Below are 24390 nucleotides of genomic sequence, written 5' to 3'. Positions count from 1 at the left end.
ACTTGCTCGTCTGTCTTCAGGCCGGACGCATCAGGCGCCCTGCCCTACGCCCCCCACCACCACCGCGCGCGCCCGACGCCGGGTCACCAGCAGCCCCGAACACACCACCAGCACCGCCAGCACCATGGTCGACACCACTTCCAGGCGGTGATCCGGCCGGAACAGCATCAGTACCAGTACGCCGCTGATGAACAGGATCACGCCCCAGGTCAGCCACGGGAACAACCACATGCGGTAGCCCAACGTCTTACCCTGTGCAGTCAGGCGCTGGCGCAGACGCAGCTGGGAAATGGCGATGACCAGGTACACCAGCAGGGCAATGGCGCCGGAACTTGCCATGAGGAAGCCGAACACCTTGGCCGGTACCAGGTAGTTGGCGATCACCGCCAGAAATGCAGCACCCGTGGACAACAGCACCGCCACCACCGGCGTACCACTGCGGCTGGTTACCTGGGCACAGGCCGGGGCGTCACCGCGCCGGCTCAGGGAATAAACCATGCGTGAGGCGGTGTACAGCGACGAGTTGAGGCAGCTGGTCACCGACGTCAGCACCACGAAATCGATGATGGCCTTGGCATTAGCCACGCCAAGTGTATCCAGCACCGTGACATAAGAACCTTCGGTAGCCAAGCGAGGGTCGGTCCACGGTACCAGTGCGATCACGATGAAGATCGACAGGATGTAGAACAGGGTAATCCGCCAGATCACCGAATTGGTGGCCTTGGAAATATGCTTGCCCGCCTCGTCGGATTCGGCGGCGGCAATGGTCACCACCTCGGCCCCGAGGAACGAGAACATGGTGATCAGCATCGCGCTCAGCACCGCACCAAAGCCGTTGGGCATGAAGCCGCCGGTATCCCAAAGGCGCGAAACGCCGCTGACGCCGGCCCCCGGCAACAGGCCGAAAATAGCGCAAACGCCAAGGGCAATGAAGCTGACGATGGCCACCACCTTGACCAGTGCCAGCCAGAATTCGAACTCGCCGTAGTTCTTCACGCTGAACAGGTTGGTGGCGGTCAGCAGCAAGGTGATCACCAACGACAAGACCCAGATCTCCATCTGCGGGACCCAGGAGTTGATGATGGTAGCGGCGATATTGGCCTCGATCGGGATGATCAGCACCCAGAACCACCAATACAGCCAACCGATGGTGTAGCCGGCCCATTTGCCGATGGCGAGGTCGGCGTAAGTCGAGAACGAGCCGGTATCCGGCGAGGCAACCGCCATTTCGGCCAGCATCCGCATTACCAATACCACCAGCCCGCCTGCCAGGATATAGGCCAGGATGGTGGCCGGGCCTGCTTCGGCGATGGCGCGGCCAGAACCGACAAACAGGCCGGCGCCGATCACGCCGGCAATGGACAGCATGGTCACATGCCGTGATTTCAATCCATGACTCAAATTGTTCTTGTGGGTTTGCATGGCGCTACCTTGTTGTTTTTGTCATGCCCACGCTGGGGCCGCCGGCTGCACGTCACCGACGCAGGCGCGAAAAAGCCCGCCCTGCCCTAAATGGTGAGTAGGGCAGTTCGGGTTGAGTAAAACGAAACCGCAAGAGGTGCTACGGCGGTGTCAGCTAGCCGCCCGCTGGTTGGCAGCCAGGTCTGCTTTGGGGAAGCTGCCGCCCTGGAGGCTGACCTGCTCGCAAACTTTCTCGACGATATAGGCGCCGATCGGGATAGCCGAGGTGGCAGCTGGCGACGGTGCGTTGCACACGTTGACGCTGCGCGCGGTGTTGACGAACAGGAAGTCGTCGATCAGCTTGCCATCACGCGATACTGCCTGGGCACGCACACCAGCCGGGTAAGGCGTGAGGTCGGCCTTGGTGATGCTCGGGCAGTATTTCTGTACTTGCTTGAGGTACCCACCCTTGAACAGCGAGTTCTTCATCTCGATCAGGCCCGGGCGGAAGTTCTTCGCCAGCACCTTGAGGATGCCAGGGGTGGTCAGGGTCTGGAACAAGTCACTGGGGCTGACGTCGGTCTTGCGGTAGCCCTCGCGTTTCATCGCCAGTACAGCATTGGGGCCAACGGTGACGGTGCCGTCGATCATGCGGGTCAAGTGCACACCCAGGAAAGGCATCGACGGGTCGGGGATCGGGTAGATCAGGTGGTTGACGATCTGGTTGTGCTGTTTGGGCAGCAGGTAGTACTCGCCACGGAACGGGCAGATTACGAACTCGGTGCGCAGGCCCAGCATGCTCACCACTCGGTCGGCCATCAGGCCCGAGCAAGTCACCAGGAAACGGCTGCGGAACTCGTCGCGCTGAGTGCGCACGATCACTTCACTGGCCTGCTCCTGCAGGCCGACCACCTCGGCGCCATAGCGGATTTCACCGCCGGCACGTTGGAATTCGGCGCCCATGGCAGCAGTGACTTCAGCGTAATTGACGATGCCACTGGACGGCACGAAGATGCCACCCATGCCAACGATGTTGGGCTCGCGCTCGCGCAATTCGTCAGCCGACAGCCAGTAGCGTTCCAGGCCATTGGCCGCAGTACGCTCCCACAGCGCCTTCATGCGCTGCATTTCCAGGTCGTTCGTGGCTACCAGCAGCTTGCCGCACTCATCGAAGCGGATGCCGTGCTGGGTGCAGAAGGCTTTGGTGGCCTTGTTGCCTTCCAGGCAGAAGCGCGCCTTGAGGCTGCCGGGGGTGTAATACACACCGGCGTGGATCACGCCGCTGTTGTGGCCGGTCTGGTGGCGGGCCGGGCCAGACTCTTTCTCCAGCAGGAGAATCTTTGCGTCCGGGTAGACCTTGATCAGGTGCATGGCCGTGGACATGCCCACAATGCCACCGCCAATAATGATGAAATCGTACACAGCCTTACCTCACACGCAGGCATTGCCTGGCTTGCTCACCGAGGCCCGCGCGGGCCCAGGTGGCATCGTTTTGTGCAAAGACGCGTGGGCGGGCGCCCGCCCCGCGCCCTGTCATTATTGCCCGCGCTGGTACAGCGGTTTAGGGAAAGCGACGTAACCACGCTGGCGCATCAGTTCGCGGCGCAGCCCCTCGTGCGGGGTGAAGCGGTCGCGGCCATGCAGCCAGAACAGGTTGTTGATCAGCAGGAAGCTGCCCACCCCCACCGGTACCGAAACCTTCTTCTCGCTGCCTTCCAACGAATCGGACAAGGCGTTCAGCCAGATGCCTTCCTCGTAGTTTTCCGGCTGCACGAACTGGTCAATGTAGCGCATGGTCGGGCGGCCTTCGGCATCGGTGTCGAATACCGAGTGGAACACATCTTCGGCCACCTTCTTGCTCGGCGGTGCGGTCCAACGCATTTCGCGGCGTGCCATCGGGTGACGGAAGAATTCGTCGCACTGCTCCCAGTCGTCCAGGTGCAGCAGCAGCGAGTTGCCGCCTTCCATGTTCTTTTCGTCGATTTTCAGCATCAGCACGTAGTCGGTGATCTGGTTCACGAACGTGCCGTCGTTGTGCAGTTCCATGACCCGGTGCGGCTGGCGCAGGTAGCTGTCGGAGTTATCGCTGTTGACCACCACGAAGCGCGCGTAGAACTGGCCACTCATGGCGTCGTAGTTGGAACGGCCGATCAGGTGTGCACAGGCGGTGGTGAACTTGACCATGTCCTCGGCCTGGCTCACGTCGTCCAGGCCGACTGGGGTAATCAGCATGCCGCCGCTGGCGCGGTCGAGGATGGTGTTGAGCAACACCGGGCGCAAGGTGCCCTGGCACAACTCGTCAAGGATTTCGCCTACACGAAAACGCAGGAACGACTTGTACTCCAGTGCCTGTACCGGCCATTGGGCAACCGCCTGCACGAACGCTTCGACGGTTTCCCGGGCAAAGGTCAGTTCCAGCAGGCGCGGCGACTGTTTCGAGGGGGCAATGGTGTAGCCCTGCGGTTCGAGCGGCAGCGGCATGACAAGTTCGTCGATCTGCGTAAAGGCGTTCATGGCAGTGTCCTGGCAAAAAAAGTTGTGTGGCGCCGTCCGGTAGTGACCTGGAGCAGTGCGGGCGAGGTAAAAATATCGCTACAAACTCAAAATGTCTACATTTTTATCATTCAGCGACATTAGACTTTTTTGTCCATTGTTTTTCGTCGGCAGAGGGTTTCGGTATGATCGGCAAAACGTTTTGAGGAACAGGATCTTGGAAGCGCTCGCCCCCCGACAAAACTCAGCATTCAGCGGGTATGAGAGGCTCAAGAAGGACATCATCCGCGGCGTGTTCAAACCCGGTGAAAAACTGTTGATGAGCGCCCTCAAGGAACGCTACGACCTGGGCGTGGGCCCGCTGCGCGAAGCACTGTCACAACTGGTGGCAGAGCACCTGGTCAACGCGATAAGCCAGAAAGGCTACCGGGTGGCGCCCATGTCGCTGGACGAGATGAACGACATCTATGATGCCCGCGCCAACCTGGAAGCGATGATCATCGCCCTGGCCATCGAACGCGGCGACGACGCCTGGGAGGCCTCGGTGCTGGCCCACTCGCACACCCTGGCCAAAGTGGTGGAGGTGAAAACCCGTGAACAGCGCCTGGACGTGTGGGACGAACGGCACAAGGCGTTCCATACCGCCATCGCCTCGGGCTGCGGCTCCAAGCACCTGCTGCAAGCGCGCACCTACCTGTTCGACCAGGCCGAACGCTACCGCCATCTGTGGCTGACGCAGACGGTGTTTTCCGAGCAGGCGCTGGAGCTCAAGCGCCAGGAGCATGCAGCGCTGGTCGAGGTGATTCTCGCCCGTGATGCCAAGCGCGCCAGCGCCATGATGCGCTCGCACCTGATGACCCCGGTGCCGATCATTGCGCAGATCATGCATGCTGAAGGTATCGGCGCACGCTAGATGAATTTTTCTTAAATCGCCGGTTGTCTATTCTTTGGCACAATCAAATCTCTATTAGATGCCCAGGAACCAGCATGCCTCGCGTACTGACCATCGAAGACGACGCCGTCACCGGCCAGGAAATCGTCGCCGAACTTACCAGCCACGGCCTGGAGGTGGATTGGGCCGACAACGGCCGTGAGGGCCTGGCCAAGGCCATTGCCGGCGGCTACGACCTGATCACCCTGGACCGCATGCTGCCCGAGGTCGATGGCCTGACCATCGTCACCACCCTGCGCAGCCTCAAGATCGCCACGCCGATCCTGATGATCAGCGCCCTCTCCGACGTCGATGAGCGGGTGCGCGGCCTGCGTGCCGGCGGTGACGACTACCTGACCAAACCGTTCGCCTCCGACGAGATGGCCGCGCGGGTCGAGGTGTTGCTGCGCCGCAACAGCGTGCCCATGACCCAGACCCGCCTGCAGGTCGCCGACCTGCAACTGGACCTGATCAGCCACGAAGCGCGTCGCGGTGACAACACGCTGAACCTGCTGCCCACCGAGTACAAGCTACTGGAATACCTGATGCGCCACAGCGGCCAGGTAATCACGCGGATGATGATTTTCGAGGAAGTCTGGGGCTACCACTTCGACCCGGGCACCAACCTGATCGACGTGCACATCGGCCGCCTTCGCAAGAAAATCGACTCCCCCGGCCAATCGCCGCTGATCCGTACGGTACGGGGCTCCGGCTATGCCATTGCTGAACCCGTCTAAAGGCTGGAGTTCCTCGACCAGCCGCCTGCTGGCGCTGTACAGCTTTCTGTTCGTGGCCTGGAGCAGCATCCTCATGGGGGTGCTGTACTTCGAGGTGTCCAGCTACCTGAACAAACTCACCCGCCACTCCATGCTGCAGCGTCAGCACCTGTTCGCGCACATGAGCGGCAAACAACTGGACGACGCCCTGATCGCCAGCCAGGCCTTCGAGGAGCGCAGCTTCGATGCCTATGGCTTGTTCGACACCCAGCTCAACCCGATTGGCGGCAGTGTGCGAGCCTTGCCCCCGGAGCTCAGGCTGGACGGCAAGATCCATGAATTGAAACGCTGCCTGGATGCCGACGACCCACACCTGCCCCGCGACAGCTGCGATGCGGTAGCGATCAAGGTACAGGATGGCCGCTGGTTGGTACTGTTCCGCGACAACGGCTCACTGTTCGTGGTTACCCGGATCATTCTCGATGCCCTGCTCTGGGGTATCTCCTTGACGCTGATCCCAGGCTTTGCCGGCTGGTATTTGTTGCGCCGCCGCCCGCTCAAGCGTATCCGTGCGATCCAGGCCCAGGCCGAGCTTATCGTCGCGGGAGACCTGACTCACCGCCTGCCCTTGTCGGCCAGGCGCGACGAACTGGACATGCTGGCCGCCATCGTCAATGCCATGCTCGACCGCATCGAGCGGTTGATGCACGAGGTCAAAGGCGTGTGCGACAACATTGCCCATGACCTGCGCACCCCGCTGACCCGCCTGCGCGCCCAGCTTTACCGGATTCGCCAGCAAAGCGACGTGGATTCCGCGCAAGCCGAGGCGCTGGACCAGGCCATTGGCGAAACCGACACCTTGATGGCGCGCTTTCGTGGGTTACTGCGCATCAGCGAGCTGGAAGACCGCCAGCGCCGGGCTGGTTTCGTCCAGCTGGACCCTCATGAACTGCTGGTCGAACTGCACGACTTTTACCTGCCATTGGCCGAGGATGGCGGCATTCATCTGGAATTGCACCAGCCCGCACAGCTGCCGGCTCTGCACGGTGACCGCGAACTGCTGTTCGAGGCGCTGGCCAATCTGGTAGGCAATGCGATCAAGTTTACGCCCGAGGGTGGGCAGGTGCGGATTTTCGCGACACAGGACGATACCGGCGTGCACCTGGCCATCGAGGACAGCGGGCCGGGCATTCCCGAAGAAGAGCGTACTGCGGTGCTGAAGCGGTTCTACCGCAGTGATGAAGGCCACCGCCATGCCGGGTTCGGGCTGGGGTTGTCGATCGTTGCGGCGATCGTCGACCTGCATGGGTTCGGGCTGGAGATTGGAGAGAGCGAGCTGGGTGGAGCCAGGTTAGTGCTGCACTGCCCGCTCGCGGGGCTGGCCAAGTAAAAGCGGGGCCGCTTTGCGGCCCCTATACGCCGATCAGTCAGCCAGACGCCAGGTAGTCGCGCCCTTGCTGTCTTCCAGCACTACGCCCATGGCGGTGAGCTGGTCGCGAATACGGTCCGACTCTGCCCAGTTCTTGTCCGTACGCGCCTGCAGACGCGCCTGGATCAGGCCTTCCACCTCGGCAGCATCGACCTTGCCTTCGGCACCCGCACGCAGGAAGTCATCGGCTTCCAGCTGCAGCACACCCAGCACATCACCGAGCTCGCGCAGGCGACCAGCCAGGCCGGCAGCCGCTTCCAGGTCGCTGTCGCGCAGGCGGTTGATCTCGCGCACCAGGTCGAACAGCACAGCGCAGGCTTCAGGGGTGCCGAAGTCGTCGTTCATCGCCATGCTGAAGCGCTCGACGAACGCTTCGCCACCCTTGGCCGCCACCCGTGGCAGGCCGCGCAGGGCGTGGTAGAAGCGCTCCAGCGCGCCCTTGGCATCACGCAAGCTGTCTTCCGAGTAGTTGATCGCGCTGCGGTAGTGGCTGGCCACCAGCAGGTAGCGCACCACTTCCGGGTGATACTTTTCGAGCACGTCACGGATGGTGAAGAAGTTGTTCAACGACTTGGACATCTTCTCGCCATTGATACGGATCATGCCGCAGTGCATCCAGGCGTTGGCGTACTGCTTGCCAGTGGCCGCCTCGCTCTGGGCAATCTCGTTCTCGTGGTGCGGGAACTCCAAGTCGCTGCCGCCACCGTGAATGTCGAAGCTCTCACCCAGGCAGCAGGTGGACATCACCGAGCACTCGATGTGCCAGCCCGGACGACCTGGGCCCCATGGCGACTCCCAGCTCGGCTCGCCCGGCTTGACGCCTTTCCACAGCACGAAGTCCAGCGGGTCCTGCTTGGCTTCGTCGACCTCGATGCGTGCGCCGATGCGCAGGTCTTCGATTTTCTTGCGCGACAGCTTGCCATAGCCGACGAACTTGCCGACGCGGTAGTACACGTCGCCATTGCCCGGGGCGTAGGCGTAACCCTTGTCGATCAGGGTCTGGATCATCGCGTGCATGCCGGCGATATGGTCGGTGGCACGCGGCTCCTGGTCCGGCGGCAGGATGTTCAGGCGACGCTCGTCTTCGTGCATCGCGTCGATCATGCGGGCGGTGAGCGCGTCGAAGGTTTCGCCGTTCTCGTTGGCCCGATTGATGATCTTGTCATCGATGTCGGTGATGTTGCGCACGTAGGTCAGGTCATAGCCGCTCTTGCGCAGCCAGCGGGTGACCAGGTCGAAGGCCACCATGCTGCGACCATGGCCCAGGTGGCAGTAGTCGTACACGGTCATGCCGCACACGTACATGCGCACCTTGTTGCCATCCAGCGGCTTGAAGGTTTCCTTCGCTTTGCTCAGGGTGTTGTAAATGGTAAGCACGGTGGTTCCTCAGCTGCCCCAGGAGTCACGCAGGGTGACAGTGCGGTTGAACACCGGGCGGCCCGGCTGGCTGTCTTTCAGGTCGGCGCAGAAGTAGCCTTCGCGCTCGAACTGGAAGCGGTCCTCGGGCTGCGCCTGCGCCAGCGACGGCTCGGCACGGCAACCGCTGAGCACTTGCAGCGAACCAGGGTTGATGTTGTCCAGGAAGCTGCCGCCCTCCTCGGTCTTTTCCGGGTTCGGCGAGCGGAACAGGCGGTCGTACAGGCGCACTTCGCACTCGACGCTGCCCTCGGCCGGCACCCAGTGGATCACGCCTTTGACCTTGCGGCCTTCAGGGTTCTTGCCCAGGGTGTCCGGGTCGTACGAGCAACGCAGCTCGACGATGTTGCCGTCGGCATCCTTGATGGCTTCGTCGGCGCGGATCACGTAGCTGCCACGCAGGCGCACTTCACCAGCCGGTTCCAGGCGCTTGTAGCCCTTCGGCGGCTCTTCCATGAAGTCGTCGCGGTCAATGTACAGCTCGCGGGAGAACGGCAGCACGCGCGCACCCATGTCTTCCTTCGGGTGACGTGGCAGCTCAAGCTGCTCGACCTGGCCTTCGGGGTAGTTGGTGATGACCACTTTCAGCGGGCGCAGCACGCACATGGCGCGCGGTGCGGTGCGGTCCAGGTCGTCACGAATGCTGAACTCCAGCATCGACATGTCGACCACGCCGTCGGAACGGTTGGTGCCGATCATTTCGCAGAAGTTGCGGATCGAGGCCGGGGTGTAGCCACGGCGACGGAAGCCCGACAGGGTCGACATGCGTGGGTCGTCCCAGGCGTCGACGTGTTTCTCGTCCACCAACTGCTTGAGCTTGCGCTTGGAGGTGATGGTGTAGTTCAGGTTCAGGCGGCTGAACTCGTACTGGCGCGGATGTGCCGGCACCGGCAGGTTGTCGAGGAACCAGTCGTACAGCGGACGATGCCCTTCGAATTCCAGGGTGCAGATCGAGTGGGTAATGCCCTCGATGGCGTCCGACTGGCCGTGGGTAAAGTCGTAGTTGGGGTAGATGCACCATTTGTCACCGGTCTGGTGATGGTGGGCATGGCGGATGCGGTACAGGATCGGGTCACGCAGGTTCATGTTCGGCGAGGCCATGTCGATCTTGGCCCGCAGCACGCGCTCGCCGTCCTTGAACTCGCCGGCCTTCATGCGGGCGAACAGGTCGAGGTTTTCTTCCACGCTGCGCTCGCGGAACGGGCTGTTCTTGCCCGGCTCCTTGAGGGTGCCGCGGTATTCCTTGGCTTGCTCAGGGGTCAGGTCGCAGACGTAGGCCTTGCCCTGCTTGATCAGCTCGACCGCCCAGTCGTGCAACTGGTCGAAGTAGTCGGAGGCATAACGCACGTCGCCGGCCCAGTCGAAACCCAGCCACTTGACATCATTCTGGATGGCGTCGATGTACTCCTGGTCTTCCTTGGCCGGGTTGGTATCGTCGAAACGCAGGTGGCAGACGCCGCCGAATTCCTTTGCCAGGCCAAAGTTGACGCAGATCGACTTGGCGTGGCCGATGTGCAGATAACCATTGGGCTCCGGCGGGAAACGGGTGACGATGCTGCTGTGCTTGCCCGAGTCCAGGTCGGCCTGGATGATCGGCCGCAGGAAGTTCGCAGGGACAGCGGGGGCGCCTTTGGCAGCGGCGTTGGGCGCGTTGTCGGCAGTGGGCTTGCTCATAGGATCCTTGAATGCGTGTGTCCAGCCTGGGTAGGCCGATTGAATCAAAGGGCCTATCATAGCCGAAGCAGTCAAGCTGCTGACAGTCGGGCCCAAACAAACTGATGTGATTTATCACGGCTTTTTGCCGCAGCCTGGCAAAATGGCCAGTGCGCGCCATGTGTCGAGTTCGCCTGATCCTGCGTCAGGTGATAACCCGCGCACTGCGCACCCTAATTTCTGATTGCCTTGAAAGAGCGAGTTTCAGCATGTCCAAAGTCAAACTGAGCACCAACCACGGCGACATCGTCCTGCAGCTGGACGCCGAGAAAGCGCCTCTGACTACCGAAAACTTCGTTCAGTACGTCAAGGAAGGCCACTACGATGGCACCGTATTCCACCGTGTCATCAAGGGCTTCATGATCCAGGGCGGCGGCTTCGAGGCCGGCATGAGCCAGAAGAAAACCCGCGCCAGCATCCAGAACGAAGCCGACAACGGCCTGAAGAACAAGAAGTACAGCATCGCCATGGCCCGCACCATGGAGCCGCACTCCGCCTCGGCGCAGTTCTTCATCAACGCCTCCGACAACGACTTCCTCAACCACAGCGGCAAGAACGTGCAGGGCTGGGGCTACGCCGTGTTCGGCGAAGTGATCGAAGGCCGTGAAATTGTCGACGCTATCGAAAAAGTCGCCACCGGCTCCAAAGCGGGTCACCAGGACGTACCGAAAGACGACGTGATCATCGAGAAAGCCGAGATCATTGAGTGATACTGCTGATCTCCGATCTGCATCTGCAAGAAGAACGCCCGGATATTTCCCGGGCGTTTCTTGATCTGCTCGATGGCCGTGCCCGCCACGCCAAGGCGCTGTACATTCTTGGCGACTTTTTCGAAGCGTGGATCGGTGACGATGCCATGACGCCCTTCCAGCAGTCGATCTGCCAGGCGATGCGCCGGCTGAGCGACAGCGGCACGGCCATCTACCTGATGCACGGCAACCGTGATTTCCTGATTGGCCAGGCCTTCTGCGACGCCGCAGGCTGCACGCTACTGAGCGACCCCAGCGTGATCGAGCTGGGCGGTGAACAGGTGCTGCTGATGCATGGCGACACTTTGTGCACCCGCGACCTGGGTTACATGAAAATGCGCCGTTTGCTGCGCAACCCGCTGAGCTTGTGGATTTTGCGCCACCTGCCGTTGTCGTCCCGCTACAAACTGGCGCGCAAGCTGCGCAGCGAAAGCCGCACGCAAACGCGGATGAAATCCACCGAAATTGTCGACGTCACGCCGGAGGAAGTACCGAAGGTGATGGCGGCGCATGGCGTGCGCACGCTGGTGCATGGCCATACCCACCGCCCGGCGATCCACAAGCTGATGGTCGATGGGCAGCCAGCACGGCGCATCGTGCTGGGCGACTGGGACCGCCGGGGTTGGGCCCTGCAGGTTGACGAGCAAGGGTTCCAGCTGGCGCCGTTCGAGTTTTCCTGACCCCGACACCAGCGGGTTGCCAGCACTGGCCACTTCGGGGGTGACCCGCGAAGTGGCCAGCATGCCTTACTGCTGCGCCATTGCCCCCTTGTCCCGCTCACTGATCACCGATTCCCGGTACTCAGGGTCCGCCTTGATCTGTGCCTCGGTAAACGGTATCAGCGCCAGTTGCTTGGCCGCGAAGGCCTTGGTCTGGTCACTGGCGTGCGCCGAAGCGGCCTCGCTGGACTGCGAGAACGCCAGCAGCCCACGCGCCTCTGGCCCTTTGTCGGTGAAGCTGACCAGTTGCAGGTAGCTGGTACCACTGACCACCAGCCGCTTGCCGTGCCCGTGCGGCACGCTGTAAATCGCGTTGTACACCCCCAGCGCCTGCGGGCCACCCGGTACCGGCGTGCCATCAAGCGCCTGCTGCACCTGCCCCCAACGCGCCTCCCCGGCCACGCCACTCTCACTTACCTGCTTGATCGACGCCAGTGCTGCATCGTGTACCAGCTTACGCACCGCGGCTTGCTCGACCGCAAGGCCGCGCGGGGTGTGCTGCGGGTCGGCCGGGTCGAACGCCACCCGCCAGCTTTCCGGGTGCTCGGCCAAGGCAGTGAACAGATTCTGGAAATGCACCAGGCCAATGCCACTGTCCAGGTCGGCCTTGCCGTTCCAGGCAGCCAGGCTGCTGCACACGGCCTGCACATCCGCGCTGGCACCTTTGCACCATTGCAGCAGGTCCGGCAGCACCAGGCTGGCCAGGTAGACCTCGTCATCGGTGACCATGCGCTGCAGCTCATCCACACCCAACCGGGCGGTGCCTTGCAAACGCTGCAGGGCAAAACGGCCACGCATGCCCAGCGGCTGGTCATTGCGGCTGACCAAGGGCGAGTAGCCGGTCAGCGGCTGTGCAGGGTTCACCATCCAGGCCGGGTCGTTGGAGTTTTGCACGAAGTCTTCACGCTCGAGGCTCGGCAGCAAGCGGGCCGGGAAAATGCCCGGTTGCGCCGCCTGCGCGTCCACCTTCCACTGGCAGGCGCTACGCGAACCATCCAGCACCACCACGCGCCCTTGCGCCTGCGGGTTGCTGCAGGTATCCAGCAGTTGCTGGTCGACATAGGGCACGACCGACTGGTTCAGGTACAAAGCCCGCCCACCCTGGTCCACGGCCAGCGTGTTGACCCAAGGGATGCCTTGCAACTGCTCGACCGAACCCTTCAATGCCGCGAGGCTGTCGGCACGGTTGATCTGGTACCACTGCTGCAATACACGTGTGTTCTCAAGGTTGGCGTCACGCAAGCTGTAGGCCGCATGCACATCCCAGTCCAGGCGACCTGGCCATTGCACCACCGGGCCGAACTGAGAGCTGTAGACCTGCCGCGCTACCTGGCTCAGGCTGCCATCCTCGGCCTTGACCGCCACACGGATGGTTTGCCGGGCCAGCGGTAGCGACCTGCCATCGAGCAAGTAGCGCGTCGGGTCCTTGGGGTCGAGCTGCAGGCGGTAGAGGGTGAAGTGCTTAGAGGTGTCGACGGTGTGCGTCCACGCCAGGTGCTGGTTGAAACCGATGTTGATCATCGGCAGGCCCGGTAATGCTGCGCCCATCACGTCGAGCTGGCCTGGAATGGTCAGTTGCATCTGGTAAAAGCGCATGCCGCCCATCCACGGGAAGTGGGGGTTGGCCAGCAACAGGCCGCGGCCATTGGCCGAACGCTGCGCACCTACTGCCACAGCATTGCTGCCACGCTCCGAGGCGAACCGCTCCTGCCGGGCCAGCGCAGCGGCAAAACCCGCTGAGGATGCCTGGCGGGTCAGTGCTGGAGGGTGTGCCCCCGCCAGCGCCTCGACGAACTGCCCGACACCGCCCTCGGCCAGCAACCGGCGGGTCAGTTTGACCAGGTCCTGGCTGCTGATAGGCCGCACCCACTCACCCTCGCCGCATTCGGCGGGCAGCCCTTGGCCACGGCGCTCGGCCAATGCCCGGTTGTAGCCGCTGGCATAACCCGCCAGCAGTGCCTGTACCGGCGCTGGCTGTGCCTGCAGGAACGCATCGACCGCCGCAGGGCTGTTGAGCCAGGTGAAAAACAGGTCGCTGGCCAGGTTGTCACGCTGCTCCAGGGTCTTGCCCTTGGCGCCGAAAAAGCGCGATCGCTCACCGCTCACGGTCAGCACTTCATTGGCCAGCAGGCACAGGTTGTCCTGGGCATAGGCATAGCCAACGCCATAACCCAGGCCGCGCTCATCCTTGGCCACGATATGCGGCACGCCAAAACTGGTGCGGCGGATCTGGGCACTGCTATCGGCTACGGCGGGCTGCGCCTGTACGCCGATACTGAAGGCCACCAGGGCAGCGGCCAGGCCGGCGCACGTCATGGGACGGGAAAGTGGAAACACGGGCACTCCTCGGATTCGGGGGTCATCCCGATCAGACGAATGGCCAGATGAAAATTTTACGTATTACAAGGCGATGGAACGTCTTGATGAGGAGCAGGCATTTTTTTACGAGTGGGTTGCAGTTTTTGCGTTCTCATTCGTCCTAGTAAGTGAGGCAACCACATTTCGGGTTCGTCCACGAAAAGGAGCATTCACATGTACAACCCGCAACCCTCGATCCAGGCCGGGCGCGTCCCAGGCAAAGCGCCCAATGGACAGGACGCTTTTTCTGAAGAACGCATCGGCAATGAACAGATCCGCGAGCTGCTGCGCACCTTCGGCCTGCGCACCAGCCTGATCCGCCTCAAGGTGATCGACGCTTTGCACGCCGCCGACCGCAATGGCCGCAGTATTGGCGTGCGCGGTGTGCATGCACAACTGGAACAACTGGATATCCCGTTGTCGTTCCTCAGTGTGCGCGAAGTACTCAAGCGCCTGTGCACCGAAGGCGTCATCCAGCTGGGTAGCGACAAATGTTACAGCCTCAACCCCCAGGCGCGTGCCGTACTGGAGCAAACACTCTCGCGCTGAGCGCATGGCCGGCCATGCCTGGCCGGCCCGCGCAGATCAGGGCTTGACCTTGCGCCGCAGAATGCCGTTGATCACCACGACCACCACGGCAATGGCGATGGCCAGCATCTGGAAGGTCTGTTCACTGATTGTGCCCTGTTTCTGCAGATGGGACAGGCCCAGCATCAGGCCCAGTACCACCAGGATGATCAAAAGTGAATATTTGAGGCGCTGCACGTGTGTCATCGAAGGTTCCTTGCAACATCAGGGGCAAATGGCTCGCAACGAGCGGCGGCAATGATACAACGGTCACTGCCCACAGCGCTGTATTTCCTGCTGGGTGGGGCAGCGCGGGCCTGAAAGCATGGGAGTTCCAAGCACCCATGCCGGAGGCACCATGTACAAAACGTTGCTGTTCGCATCGCTGTTTCTGTCCCCCCTCTCCCTTCATGCGCTGGACACCCAGCAGACGCCTGACGAACACCTGCTCGAACTGGGCCACCAGCTGGCTACCCATGCCGGTGCCAGCCAATGGCAACAATTGTGGCAACGTGTCCGCCAGGCCGGCTACCTGCAGGCTGGTGCTGCGCCGGTACATTTCAGCGTGCCTGCGGCCCGGTTACCCGACCTGGCTCGGCAAACCCTGGCCCAGGCCGACCAGGTACAGGCACTGCGCCAGACACAGGCACTGTACCGCCGCAGCTTTGCCGGCCCGGCCATTGGCCAGCGCAACGGGCAGCCGTTGCATGCGCTTTGCCTGTTGGTCGATTGGCGCACATTGCCCCAAGGCATGCGCGCCACCCCTCACGCCTACCTGGCTAGCGCCAGCTTGCTGAGCAGCTATCCGTGCGACTGATGGTTGCCTGACCCATTCGCATCAATGGGAGTAACCAGATGGGTCGCCTTACGGTACAGCCGGAAGTCAACGCGATTTCCTACACCGCCAGATATCGTTGCCTGCAAAACCTACTCACCGAAGCTACAACCCCCAGCCCCTATGTCGCCTAGCGACGCGCCTTGGCTGTCGCACAGAATTTGCTCACACCTTCGACATAACGCCGTGGGTGATCGGGTCGCACATCCACCCATCCCGAAGGAGCGCCATATGCAACTGCCAGATTTGAGCCAGATCGATATCAGCCAACTGCCCCACTCGTTGCAGGCCTTGATCGAGTGTATCGGTATCGAAAACGCCTACCAGCTCACCTGCGCCTACGGCGGCAGGCCCAAATACATTCCCAAGCACCGCGAGCGCACCAAGCTCGCCGACGTGCTGCCAGCCGAAGCGTTAGACGCACTGATCAAGCGCTTTGCCGGGGTCGCACTGGAAATTCCCAAGGCTGACCACTTTCTGCGCCAACTGCGCAACCAGCAGATCCAGAAGGAAAGCGCCAACGGCTTGTCACGCAGCCTGCTGGCGAACAAGTACGGCCTGAGCCTGCGCCAGATCGGCAACATCCGGCGCCAGGAGCCTTGCACGCGCTGATACCCAAGCACCGTAGCAGCCCTTATGCGGTTGCCTCAACCCACCAGAAGATGAGTTTCCTTATATGTCGATAGATAACAGCCTGATTGGCTCCGTCATCAACGCCCTGCCGATGGACCGCCTGATTGCTGGCCCCTTGCAGGCCATGGTCCAGGCGCAGGTGACTGCCAGTAAATCGTACGCCGACTTCCTGATGCAGGTGTGCGTCCAGGATGGCAAGGCCGTCGCCATCCAGTTCGACTACGACGAAACCATCGTCGACGAACAAGGCGAATACAAGGGTGTGGTCAGCAAGACCATGAAAGTGCCGCTGCTGGCGGCCATTACCCACCCGAACATTTCCATTGAAGAGGGTAATGTCGAGTTCGAGCTGGTCATCAGCCAGATGTCCGAAGATGTATCCAGCAAGGACATGAATGCAGAAACGACCGCCTCCCTGGGCTGGGGGCCGTTCAAGCTGAACGTGAAAGGCAGCGTGAGCCACAAGTCCACGCAAACCCGCAAGACAGATACCCGCGCCCGCTATGCCTTCAACACGACCTTGAAACGCCAGGAACCGCCCGAAGCGATGATGAGGGTAATCGAGTTTCTGACTGACGCCGCGACCAAGCCAACCGTTGTCAGAACGGCCGCGCTGGAAAGCCCGGACGAAATTTCCCAGGCCGATACCTTGAAAGGGCCTGAGCCTGAAAAACTACCGACCCCTTAAGACCCTTGCACTTCACCCTCGAGCCCCTCTTCCCGCAATGAGAGGGGCATAACCTGGCTTGAGGAGTCGGATCGTTGCAAAAGCCCCCTGCCCCCATGACCTCCATCGACCTGCGCGAGATCACCCGTGGCCTGCAAGAGGCCGCCAGCGCCACCAACAGTTTGATCGCCCAGCAGTACATCAACCTCTTCGACCAGTTCTTCGAATGCGACACCGAGGCGTTGGGCGCCCCTATGAAGGCCAAGATGGTCGAGGTGGCGATGGACGGCCAGCACATCATGCGCGTTCCATTGTTCGCCCTGGTATCACCCAAGGGCCTGGCCCTGGAGCGCATGCAGGTCGATTTGTCTGTAAGGGTCAAAGGTACTGAAGCGCAACAGGCGCTGCTGACGGCAGCCGAGAGCAAGGCCGCCAGCTTCAAGGTGACCATCGGCGGCCAGGGCCGTCAGGGTGAAAGCCGGGACCCAGACGAAGTGCAGATCCGCATGCAGTTCCAGGCGAGTGAGCCGCCGGAGGCGCTGAACCGGTTGATCGAGGAATACACCAGCCTGATCGTCCCGGTACGCGCTACCCAATCGCCGCCCCCAACCGACACCAATGAGTTCATCGAGGCGGCCATCGTCCGTTGACGACCGCCCCGGCGCAGGCCTAGAAGTCGCGTTTGTAGAAGATATCCAGTGAACTCGCCAGCCCGCTGGCGGCTTCAAGGTAGACCTTCTTGCTCAACTTGTAACGCAAGGCGATGGTGTTGGCGGGTTCGAACACCCCTACCCCGTAACGCAGGCTCAGCTTTTCAGTCAGGTTGCCGCTGGCGACCACGCTGGTGCTGTTGCCCGACCCTTCGGTATCCAACTGGAAGTCGTCGATACCCAGGCTCGACGCCAGGCTGCCGGTAATGCCGGCACTGCCGGCCAGCCCCAAGCCCAAGGCCGCCTCGGCGAGCATGTTGTTGTCTTCGCCGGAGGTGCCCAATGGCCGCCCCAGTACCAGGTACGACAGCGCCTGCTCCTGGCTCATGGCCGGCTCCGAGAACACCTTCGTGGTGGGCTGTTCGGCGCTGCCGCTCAGGCGGATACCAGCAATCACATCGTCAACCTTGCGGATTGCTTCGATGTCCAGGTACGGCTGGTCGATTGGGCCGGCGAACAGCAGCCGCGCTCGGCGGATGGTCAAGCGTTGACCGTAGGCACGGTAGCGGCCGTCTGCCAGGCTCAGCTCGCCACGGGTGTCGAGGTTATCACCAATGTGCACATGGCCAAGCAGGTTGGCGGTAAGGCCAAAGCCGCTGAACGACAGCTTGTCCTGGCCCACTTCGACGTCGATGTCCATGGCCATCGCCATGGGCGGTTTGCCCTCTTCGGTCTGGTGACCGACGATTACCGTGTCATCCGACACCTTGACGGTGGACGGCGGCAGCTCGCGGACGGTGATCTTGCCCTTGGGCACCTGAACCTTGCCGGTCACCGCCAGCTTGTCGTCGATCAGGCGCAAGGTAAGGTCTGGGGCCACCTCCAGTGCGGCATAGGGCTCGACCGTGACCGGCAGTTGCTGGCCTTGCAAACGCACGTCCATGCCCAACGCCTGGCCCCAGGTGAGGTTGCCGCTCAACTGCCCACGCCCAGCCTCGCCACTGCGCCAATTGCCGTTGAGCTGCACCTGCTCACCGCTGATCAGTGCCTGCAGTGACAGGTCCTGCAGGCTGGCCGGCAGCTCTGCACCACTGACTTCACCACCGCTGAGCATCAGGTTACCGTTGACCTGCGGCGCCAGCAAAGTACCTGAAAGCCGGCCACTGCCATTGAGCTGCCCAGCCAGGCGTTCGACCATCGGCACAAACGGACGGGCCACCGACAGGTCTAGCCCGGCCAGGCGGAAATCACCCGACAATGGCTTGTTCTTGCCTAGCGGATCGAGCCGGGCGTTGACGCTCAGTTCCCCCAGACGCTCACCGCGAAACGCCAGGCGCGTATCGATGCGTCGCGGTGCCAGCGTGCTGTCCAGGCGCAGGGCCTGATACGGGAAGTCGATCCAGCGGCCCTTGTCGCGTACCCGCAGGGTGCCGCCACTGGCATCGACAACGACAGTACCCTTGGGGCCGCTGGCCGGGATGTCCAAGTTGATATCGGCATTGAGCAGGCCTTGCCAGGCAAAGTCCTTCGGCAGCCACTGGGCCAGGCTGTCCAGCGGGAACTGCTTGAGGTGGTAGCGCAGGCGGGGCTCGGGGGCCAGGCGCTGGTCCTCGCCACACAGGCTGGCCTGCCCGGAGCGCCAGCAGTGGGCCCCGAAATCCAGCTGACCGCTGGCCAGCCGCTGCAGGCGTGCCGGGGCCTGCAACTGCCAATCCTGGCCGCCGGCCTGAATCCGCCCGCTGGCCAGACGACCACGCCAGTCACCCTTGTTCAACTGGCCATCCAGGCCAAGGTCGAGCTTGAGTTGCGGGCCGTCCAACGCCAGAGTCACGGCCTGTTGGCGAATGTCGCCTTTGCCGTTGGCCTGCAGCGTGCCCAAGGCCGTGTCACCCAGGTGAATACCTGTGGCCTTGAGCTCGACAACGCCGCGTTGAGCGTTGTCCAGGCGCGCCTCCAGGTCCAGCTGCTGCAGGCGGTTTTCGGCCTGGGCCAAGCGCTGACCTTGCAAGGTCAGGGTACCTTGCGGAGCCTGCAGCGTCCCGGCGACATCCAGCCGCCCCTTGACCTGCCCTTGCAGCCTCGGCCACAACTGGCCCAGGCGCGGCAAGTCGATGTCGATTCGCCCGGCCAGCCGTTGTTGCAGGCTGCCACTGCCGTTGATGCGGTTGTCACCCAGCTGGATAGCCAGTGCGCCCAGGGTCCAGTTTTGCCCTGCCCCCTGGGCTTCGGCCTTGAGTACGGCTGGCTGGCCACGCAGGCGGCCTTTAAGGTCGAGCTGGGCATCGAGGGTAAGCGCCTCGCCTTTGAGCTCGCCTTTGCTGCGCAGTGGCCCCGCCAGGGTGCCCGGTAGCTCGGCCAGCCAATAGGCCGGATCGAGCGCGGAAAGCTGCAAGTCGACATCCCAGGCCAGCGTGTTGGCAAAACGCACGGCGACACTGCCGGCGGCCTTGCCCTGGCCGGCAGTCAGCGCCAACTGTGGCAGTTTCACCTGGCTCAGGTCGCCTTCGAACGGGCTGGCCAGGCTGAACGCCCCCGCCGGGCCGTCCAGCTCACCCTTGAAGGTGCCCTGGTAATTGCCATCGCGATAATGCACCTGGGTATTGAAGCGCTTGAGGGTGACCTCAGGCGGAGTCTCCAAGGGGTACAGGCGCAACCACGGGAAATCCTGCCAGTCCAGCTGCGCATCGGCGCTCAGGCCTTGCTGCCAGTCAGCCGTCGCTTGCAACTTGACCCGTTGGTTGTCGTTGGCGGTCAGGTCCAAGGCATCGAGCCTGGCGCCTTTACTGTCCACCAACCCGGACAAGGCCAGGGCGATCGGCGATTGTTCGGCGGGCAGGCTGGCCGTGCCCGACAGGTGATAGCCCTTGAGCAAATCGCCCTGGGCGTCGAGCTTCAGCTGGTTCAGCTGCAAAGTGTCGGGCAACGTGCCAGCCGGCTTGAATGCCTCGGAGCGGATCTGCAAGGTAGCTGGCAGGTGTTCGGCCAATGCCTGCAATTGGCCGCTCAGCGTGGCATCGAGGTAACCACTGCTGCTGCCAGCCAGTTTCAGGGTTTTTTGCAATTCACCGCTGGCAGTCAGTGCCAGCTGCCAAGGCTTGCCCTCTACCGCAGGCAACTGCAGTTGCGCCTGCAGTTGCAGCGGCCAGTCACCTTCGGGCTGCAGGTCGCCTTGCAGGTTCAAATTCAGGTCGTCGCGCTGCAGCCGCAGGCTGTCGATGCGCATCCCGCTGTTGGTCCAGTGCGCCGCGAGCTGCAAGTCGCCAAGCAGTTCGCTGCCATCCAGGCGCAGCTGACCAACCTTGACCTCGCCCAGCTCGATAGCCAGTGGCAAGCGCAGGGTCGGCAATTGCAGCGGTGCGTTGTCGGTGGGTTCGGGGCTTGGCGCAAAGCCCATGTCGATGCGTTCGGCCTGCAACCGGTCGATGCACAACGTGGCGCGTAGCAAGCAAGCAGGCGACCAAGCCAGCATCGGCGCCTGCACCTCTACCTTGCTGCCGGCGTCGGCCCAGATCAGCTGGCTAGCTTGCCAACTGCCCGCAAGGCGCCCTTGGAAATCGGCCACTTCGAGCCCGGGCACCTTGCCCAGTGCCCAGCGGCTACCAGCCTCGGTACCCAGCAGCAGGCCCAGTGCCAGGCCCAAGCTCGCGACTACCCCAAGCAGGCCCAGCAGAATGTATTTGATCACGCGTTTCACAGCTCGGGCCCCATGGAAAAGTGCAGGCGAATGCCCCCTTCGTCATCCAGCGCTTTGGCCAGGTCCAGGCGCAACGGCCCCACCGGCGACACCCAGCGCACACCAAAACCAACACCGGTCTTGAGGCTGGGCAGCTCCAGGTTGTTGAACGAGTTGCCTTGGTCGACGAACGTCGCAACCCGCCACTTTTCTGTCAGCGAATATTGGTACTCGACGCTGCCAGCCACCAGGTAGCGCCCGCCAATGCGGTCGCCGTCGCTGTTCTTCGGCGACAGGGTCTGGTAGTCGTAGCCGCGCACGCTCTGGTCGCCACCGGCGAAGAAGCGCAGCGAAGGCGGAATGCTGTTCTTGAAGCCATTGGTCGCGCTGCCGCCAAACTGCACGCGACCGAGAAAGCGGTGGTTTTGGCCCAGCGTGGTCAGGCCTTTGAGCAATACGTTGCCGTGCAGAAGGTTGGTATCGGAAACCAGCCCTTCCTTGGCGCCCTGCACATCGAATTGCAGGCGATAGCCGTTGTGTGGGTCGATGCGGTTGTCGCTGCGCAGGAAGGAATAGCTCACGCCAGGCATCAGCAAGTTGCTCAGCCCGGAGTCGTCGCCCAGGCGATACTCCTCGCGCTGGTACTTGAGCGATATCACCCGCTGCCAGCCACTGGGCAGCTTGCTGTGCCACTCGGGGCCGACCGTCAACAGCTTGCTGAGCGTGTCGGTACCGGCAAGCTCTTCATTCTGGTAGCCACCGGCAAAGCGCAGCTTGTCGGTCAGCGGCGGGTCGAGGGGAATGTCGTACCACAGGCCAACGTTCTGCCGTGGTGCGGACAGCTCGGTTTCCCAACCGTAGCTGTGGCCCTGCGGGTTGACCCAGTGGCGGGTCCAGTTGGCCTTGCCGCGCGGCCCGACGTCAGTCGAAAAACCCAGGCCCAGGCCCAGGGTGCGTGGTTTACGGGTTTCCAGACGGACATCCACCGGGACTTCTTCACCTACGGCGGCAGTAGGCGCCGCGTCTACGCGCACACCTTCGAAATAGCCGCTCGATTGCAGGTCATTGTTCAGCTCGGCGACCAGTTCCGAGTCGTAGGGGGTGCCCGGTTTGAATGACACCATACGCTGCAAGAGATCGTCATCCAACGGCGTGTCGCCCCCGAAGGTGACAGCGCCCAGGCGATAGCGCGGGCCACTCTGGTAGACCAGTTCGATATCGGCCACGCCGGCCTGCGGGTCCACAGCCAGGCGCTGGCTGCTGAAGCGTCCACTGAAGAAACCGTAGCGCGACGCCTGGTTCTGGATCAGCCGTTTGGCATCCTCATAAAGGCCGTGATTGAGTTGCTCACCCGCGCGCAGCGCCTTGCTGTCAGGCACGCGGAAGGCCTTCATTTCGCTGGCCGGGCCCTCGATGCGCACAGTCACGTTGCGCAGGCGAATGGGCTCGCCAGGGTTGATGCTGATGATCAGTTGCGGGGAATGGTCAGCGTCGCTGGCGGGTTTTACCTCGGTATCGATCTGTGCCTGATAGTAGCCAAGTGCCTGCGCCGCTTTGCGCGCCTGCTCCTCGGCCCCGCGACTGAAGCGTAAAAGTGCTTCTTCATCGCGGTCACCCAAGGTGCCGATATAGCCTTCGACATTGGCCTTGAGCGCCTTGTTGGCCGGTTTTACCTTCACCAGCAACTCGCTCTGGCCCCACGCTGCGAAACTGGCGGCCCAGAAAACCAGGCCCCAGGTGAATCTTCCTGAATACGTCATGCGGCGAATGCTACCAGAGCCAGGCGCTCAAGGGAGCCGCCTGGCGGCCTGTTCAGGCAAAAGCGGAATTTGAAGAGATTGGATTAGGATGAAAGAACACCCTTTCTCGGATTGGTCCTACAGCTACCTCGCCTATCTCTTCATAACCCTGGCGCTGATAAAAAGCCAGGTAGTGCTCGTTACCGGTATCCAGCACGACCCCTTGGGTGCCTGGGTCCTCCGCGCACCAGTCGTGCACAGCTTGTAACAATTGCTCGCCGTAGTGTTTGCCCTGGAATTGCGGGTGCACCCCCAGCAATGGCAGCACATGCACCCGGTCAGTGGGCAGGCAGGTGGCCAGCGCGGCCTGGTAGTCCATGTAGCGCCGCGTGCAGCGCAGGCCTGTACCAAGCATCATGCGCAGGCGCCAGGCCCAGCTGTCGGCCACGCCCAGGCGGCGCAGTGGCGGCACGATCAGGGCCAGGGCAATCAGGCGATCCTCTACCAGCAAGCCGATGGCGGGTAGTTGCAGATAGAAGTGCTGGCGCACCCATTCGCGCACCATCACCCGCAAGCGCCGCTCATAACCGGGGCGCTGGGCCTCGAAGATGTAGGCGAAGGTAGGCTCATGGCGGTAAGCGTTGTACAGCAATGAACGCGCTTCGCGGCTGTAACCATCATCGAGCAAGCAGACACGGGCCGGAGCGGCTGTGGTTTCGGGCATTGCGGGCAGACCTCCTGGAATGGGCGTACAGTGCCTTGGAGGTGCCCCTGCGCGCTTCGTTCACCCCCTGGAGCACGTTAGCAGCAGGATGACCATGCCGCCATGCTGGTGATGATGGACGATGTCGGCTAGCATCGCGGCTTTTACCGGGATTGTCTTTCCATGAAGATCGTCTGTTTCAACATCAACGGCCTGCGGGCCCGCCCGCACCAGCTGGCGGCGCTGATCGAAAAGCACCAGCCGGACGTGATCGGCCTGCAGGAAACCAAGGTCAGCGACGATCAGTTCCCGCTGGCCGACGTGCAGGCACTGGGCTACCACGTGCACTACCATGGCCAGAAAGGCCACTACGGCGTGGCGCTGCTGTCGCGCCAGGCGCCGCTGAGCCTGCACAAAGGCTTTGCCACCGATGAAGACGACGCCCAGCGCCGCTTTATCTGGGGCACCTTCCCTGATGCCGACGGCAACCCGATCACCATCATGAACGGCTATTTCCCCCAGGGTGAAAGCCGCGACCACCCCACCAAGTTCCCGGCCAAGCAGCGCTTCTACAGCGACCTGCAGGCCCTGCTCGAAGGCCAGTTCCGCAACGACCAGCCACTGCTGGTGATGGGCGACATGAACATCTCGCCGCAGGACTGCGATATCGGCATCGGTGCGGACAACGCCAAGCGCTGGCTGAAGACCGGCAAGTGCAGCTTCCTGCCGGAAGAGCGCGAGTGGATGGAACGCTTGAAAGGCTGGGGCCTTGTCGATAGTTTCCGTCACCTGTACCCGGAGGTGACGGACCGCTTCAGCTGGTTCGACTACCGCAGCCGCGGCTTCGAGGACGACCCCAAGCGCGGGCTGCGCATCGACCTGATCATGGCCTCGCAGCATCTGGTGCCACGCATCAAGGCAGCAGGTGTGGACTATGAACTGCGCGCAATGGAAAAGCCGTCGGACCATGCGCCGATCTGGCTGGAATTGAGCTGAGT

21 protein-coding genes are annotated in these 24390 nt (G+C 62.4%); 11 read left to right on the top strand and 10 right to left on the bottom strand.

Features of this window, described 5'->3' with window-relative positions:
* Nucleotides 1-30 precede the first annotated feature (30 nt).
* The 3 genes from gabP to glaH all read right to left on the bottom strand — a co-directional run bounded on the left by gabP (nucleotide 31) and on the right by glaH (nucleotide 3915).
* Nucleotides 31-1422: a GABA permease gene (gene gabP, locus Q9451_RS15795; RefSeq protein ID WP_012272503.1), complete on the bottom strand. Its 1392-nt coding sequence runs from the start codon at nucleotides 1420-1422 to the stop codon at nucleotides 31-33.
* A gap of 150 nt (nucleotides 1423-1572) precedes the next feature.
* A complete protein-coding gene (gene lhgO / locus Q9451_RS15790; RefSeq protein WP_012272504.1) occupies nucleotides 1573-2823 on the bottom strand; it encodes an L-2-hydroxyglutarate oxidase in 1251 nt (416 codons plus the stop codon).
* A gap of 114 nt (nucleotides 2824-2937) precedes the next feature.
* The gene (glaH, locus tag Q9451_RS15785; RefSeq protein ID WP_012272505.1) at nucleotides 2938-3915 is read right to left on the bottom strand and encodes a glutarate dioxygenase GlaH; all 978 of its coding nucleotides are present in this window, start codon (nucleotides 3913-3915) and stop codon (nucleotides 2938-2940) included.
* Between the two features lie 196 nt (nucleotides 3916-4111).
* Between glaH and csiR the strand changes: the two genes are divergently transcribed.
* From csiR to Q9451_RS15770, 3 genes are all read left to right on the top strand, one after another.
* A complete protein-coding gene (csiR, locus tag Q9451_RS15780; protein ID WP_012272506.1) occupies nucleotides 4112-4807 on the top strand; it encodes a DNA-binding transcriptional regulator CsiR in 696 nt (231 codons plus the stop codon).
* A 74-nt stretch (nucleotides 4808-4881) separates the two neighbouring features.
* Entirely contained in the window at nucleotides 4882-5562 is a 681-nt protein-coding gene (locus Q9451_RS15775; protein ID WP_012272507.1) for a response regulator transcription factor, read from the top strand.
* Entirely contained in the window at nucleotides 5540-6931 is a 1392-nt protein-coding gene (locus Q9451_RS15770; protein WP_012272508.1) for a HAMP domain-containing sensor histidine kinase, read from the top strand. The genes Q9451_RS15775 and Q9451_RS15770 overlap by 23 nt, the downstream gene beginning before the upstream one ends.
* A gap of 33 nt (nucleotides 6932-6964) precedes the next feature.
* On the opposite strand, the gene cysS is transcribed toward Q9451_RS15770, so the two are convergent.
* The gene (gene cysS, locus Q9451_RS15765) at nucleotides 6965-8347 is read right to left on the bottom strand and encodes a cysteine--tRNA ligase (protein ID WP_012272509.1); all 1383 of its coding nucleotides are present in this window, start codon (nucleotides 8345-8347) and stop codon (nucleotides 6965-6967) included.
* 9 nt (nucleotides 8348-8356) lie between these two features.
* Entirely contained in the window at nucleotides 8357-10060 is a 1704-nt protein-coding gene (locus Q9451_RS15760) for a glutamine--tRNA ligase/YqeY domain fusion protein (RefSeq protein WP_012272510.1), read from the bottom strand.
* A 248-nt stretch (nucleotides 10061-10308) separates the two neighbouring features.
* On the opposite strand from Q9451_RS15760, the gene Q9451_RS15755 reads away from it, so the two are divergent.
* Both Q9451_RS15755 and Q9451_RS15750 read left to right on the top strand, forming a co-directional pair.
* A complete protein-coding gene (locus Q9451_RS15755; RefSeq protein ID WP_012272511.1) occupies nucleotides 10309-10809 on the top strand; it encodes a peptidylprolyl isomerase in 501 nt (166 codons plus the stop codon).
* Nucleotides 10806-11528, top strand: coding sequence for a UDP-2,3-diacylglucosamine diphosphatase (locus tag Q9451_RS15750; RefSeq protein ID WP_012272512.1), 723 nt, complete (start codon nucleotides 10806-10808; stop codon nucleotides 11526-11528). The genes Q9451_RS15755 and Q9451_RS15750 overlap by 4 nt, the downstream gene beginning before the upstream one ends.
* A 66-nt stretch (nucleotides 11529-11594) precedes the next feature.
* On the opposite strand, the gene Q9451_RS15745 is transcribed toward Q9451_RS15750, so the two are convergent.
* Nucleotides 11595-13904: an acylase gene (locus tag Q9451_RS15745; protein WP_012272513.1), complete on the bottom strand. Its 2310-nt coding sequence runs from the start codon at nucleotides 13902-13904 to the stop codon at nucleotides 11595-11597.
* A 195-nt stretch (nucleotides 13905-14099) separates the two neighbouring features.
* On the opposite strand from Q9451_RS15745, the gene Q9451_RS15740 reads away from it, so the two are divergent.
* A complete protein-coding gene (locus tag Q9451_RS15740) occupies nucleotides 14100-14474 on the top strand; it encodes a hypothetical protein (protein ID WP_012272514.1) in 375 nt (124 codons plus the stop codon).
* Between the two features lie 36 nt (nucleotides 14475-14510).
* Here the strand turns inward: Q9451_RS15740 and Q9451_RS15735 are convergent, their stop codons facing one another.
* Nucleotides 14511-14699: a hypothetical protein gene (locus tag Q9451_RS15735; protein ID WP_003248064.1), complete on the bottom strand. Its 189-nt coding sequence runs from the start codon at nucleotides 14697-14699 to the stop codon at nucleotides 14511-14513.
* Between the two features lie 151 nt (nucleotides 14700-14850).
* On the opposite strand from Q9451_RS15735, the gene Q9451_RS15730 reads away from it, so the two are divergent.
* The 4 genes from Q9451_RS15730 to Q9451_RS15715 all read left to right on the top strand — a co-directional run bounded on the left by Q9451_RS15730 (nucleotide 14851) and on the right by Q9451_RS15715 (nucleotide 17277).
* Complete coding sequence (locus tag Q9451_RS15730) at nucleotides 14851-15309, top strand: hypothetical protein (protein ID WP_012272515.1); 459 nt, start codon at nucleotides 14851-14853, stop codon at nucleotides 15307-15309.
* A 249-nt stretch (nucleotides 15310-15558) separates the two neighbouring features.
* Nucleotides 15559-15939 (top strand): Mor transcription activator family protein, encoded by a 381-nt coding sequence (locus Q9451_RS15725; RefSeq protein WP_012272516.1) that lies wholly within the window; start codon nucleotides 15559-15561, stop codon nucleotides 15937-15939.
* Nucleotides 15940-16003: 64 nt separating this feature from the next.
* Nucleotides 16004-16648 carry a DUF2589 domain-containing protein gene (locus Q9451_RS15720; protein WP_012272517.1) on the top strand — a complete coding sequence of 215 codons (645 nt, stop codon included), beginning with the start codon at nucleotides 16004-16006 and terminating at the stop codon, nucleotides 16646-16648.
* Nucleotides 16649-16722: 74 nt separating this feature from the next.
* Nucleotides 16723-17277, top strand: coding sequence for a DUF2589 domain-containing protein (locus Q9451_RS15715; protein ID WP_012272518.1), 555 nt, complete (start codon nucleotides 16723-16725; stop codon nucleotides 17275-17277).
* Between the two features lie 19 nt (nucleotides 17278-17296).
* On the opposite strand, the gene Q9451_RS15710 is transcribed toward Q9451_RS15715, so the two are convergent.
* The 3 genes from Q9451_RS15710 to Q9451_RS15700 are packed head-to-tail and all read right to left on the bottom strand — an operon-like array spanning nucleotide 17297 to nucleotide 23413.
* Complete coding sequence (locus tag Q9451_RS15710) at nucleotides 17297-20971, bottom strand: translocation/assembly module TamB domain-containing protein (protein ID WP_012272519.1); 3675 nt, start codon at nucleotides 20969-20971, stop codon at nucleotides 17297-17299.
* Nucleotides 20968-22710, bottom strand: a complete 1743-nt coding sequence (locus Q9451_RS15705) for an autotransporter assembly complex family protein (RefSeq protein WP_012272520.1) — start codon at nucleotides 22708-22710, stop codon at nucleotides 20968-20970. The genes Q9451_RS15710 and Q9451_RS15705 overlap by 4 nt, the downstream gene beginning before the upstream one ends.
* Nucleotides 22711-22762: 52 nt before the next feature.
* Nucleotides 22763-23413, bottom strand: a complete 651-nt coding sequence (locus tag Q9451_RS15700; RefSeq protein ID WP_012272521.1) for a GNAT family N-acetyltransferase — start codon at nucleotides 23411-23413, stop codon at nucleotides 22763-22765.
* Nucleotides 23414-23575: 162 nt separating this feature from the next.
* Between Q9451_RS15700 and xthA the strand changes: the two genes are divergently transcribed.
* Complete coding sequence (gene xthA, locus Q9451_RS15695) at nucleotides 23576-24388, top strand: exodeoxyribonuclease III (protein WP_012272522.1); 813 nt, start codon at nucleotides 23576-23578, stop codon at nucleotides 24386-24388.
* Nucleotides 24389-24390 lie beyond the last annotated feature (2 nt).

The organism is Pseudomonas sp. NY8896 (assembly GCF_039634505.1).
Note: the sequence above shows the minus strand (reverse complement) of the source record. Positions and strands in the feature narration are given on the sequence as shown.

Excerpts from the sequence above, each read along its gene's own strand:
- gabP (WP_012272503.1), bottom strand. The coding sequence starts at position 1,422 with ATGCAAACCCACAAGAACAATTTGAGTCATGGATTGAAATCACGGCAT.
- glaH (WP_012272505.1), bottom strand. The coding sequence starts at position 3,915 with ATGAACGCCTTTACGCAGATCGACGAACTTGTCATGCCGCTGCCGCTC.
- Q9451_RS15775 (WP_012272507.1), top strand. The coding sequence starts at position 4,882 with ATGCCTCGCGTACTGACCATCGAAGACGACGCCGTCACCGGCCAGGAA.
- Q9451_RS15770 (WP_012272508.1), top strand. The coding sequence starts at position 5,540 with ATGCCATTGCTGAACCCGTCTAAAGGCTGGAGTTCCTCGACCAGCCGC.
- Q9451_RS15760 (WP_012272510.1), bottom strand. The coding sequence starts at position 10,060 with ATGAGCAAGCCCACTGCCGACAACGCGCCCAACGCCGCTGCCAAAGGC.
- Q9451_RS15755 (WP_012272511.1), top strand. The coding sequence starts at position 10,309 with ATGTCCAAAGTCAAACTGAGCACCAACCACGGCGACATCGTCCTGCAG.
- Q9451_RS15740 (WP_012272514.1), top strand. The coding sequence starts at position 14,100 with ATGTACAACCCGCAACCCTCGATCCAGGCCGGGCGCGTCCCAGGCAAA.
- Q9451_RS15735 (WP_003248064.1), bottom strand. The coding sequence starts at position 14,699 with ATGACACACGTGCAGCGCCTCAAATATTCACTTTTGATCATCCTGGTG.
- Q9451_RS15730 (WP_012272515.1), top strand. The coding sequence starts at position 14,851 with ATGTACAAAACGTTGCTGTTCGCATCGCTGTTTCTGTCCCCCCTCTCC.
- Q9451_RS15725 (WP_012272516.1), top strand. The coding sequence starts at position 15,559 with ATGCAACTGCCAGATTTGAGCCAGATCGATATCAGCCAACTGCCCCAC.
- Q9451_RS15720 (WP_012272517.1), top strand. The coding sequence starts at position 16,004 with ATGTCGATAGATAACAGCCTGATTGGCTCCGTCATCAACGCCCTGCCG.
- Q9451_RS15705 (WP_012272520.1), bottom strand. The coding sequence starts at position 22,710 with ATGACGTATTCAGGAAGATTCACCTGGGGCCTGGTTTTCTGGGCCGCC.
- Q9451_RS15700 (WP_012272521.1), bottom strand. The coding sequence starts at position 23,413 with ATGCCCGAAACCACAGCCGCTCCGGCCCGTGTCTGCTTGCTCGATGAT.
- xthA (WP_012272522.1), top strand. The coding sequence starts at position 23,576 with ATGAAGATCGTCTGTTTCAACATCAACGGCCTGCGGGCCCGCCCGCAC.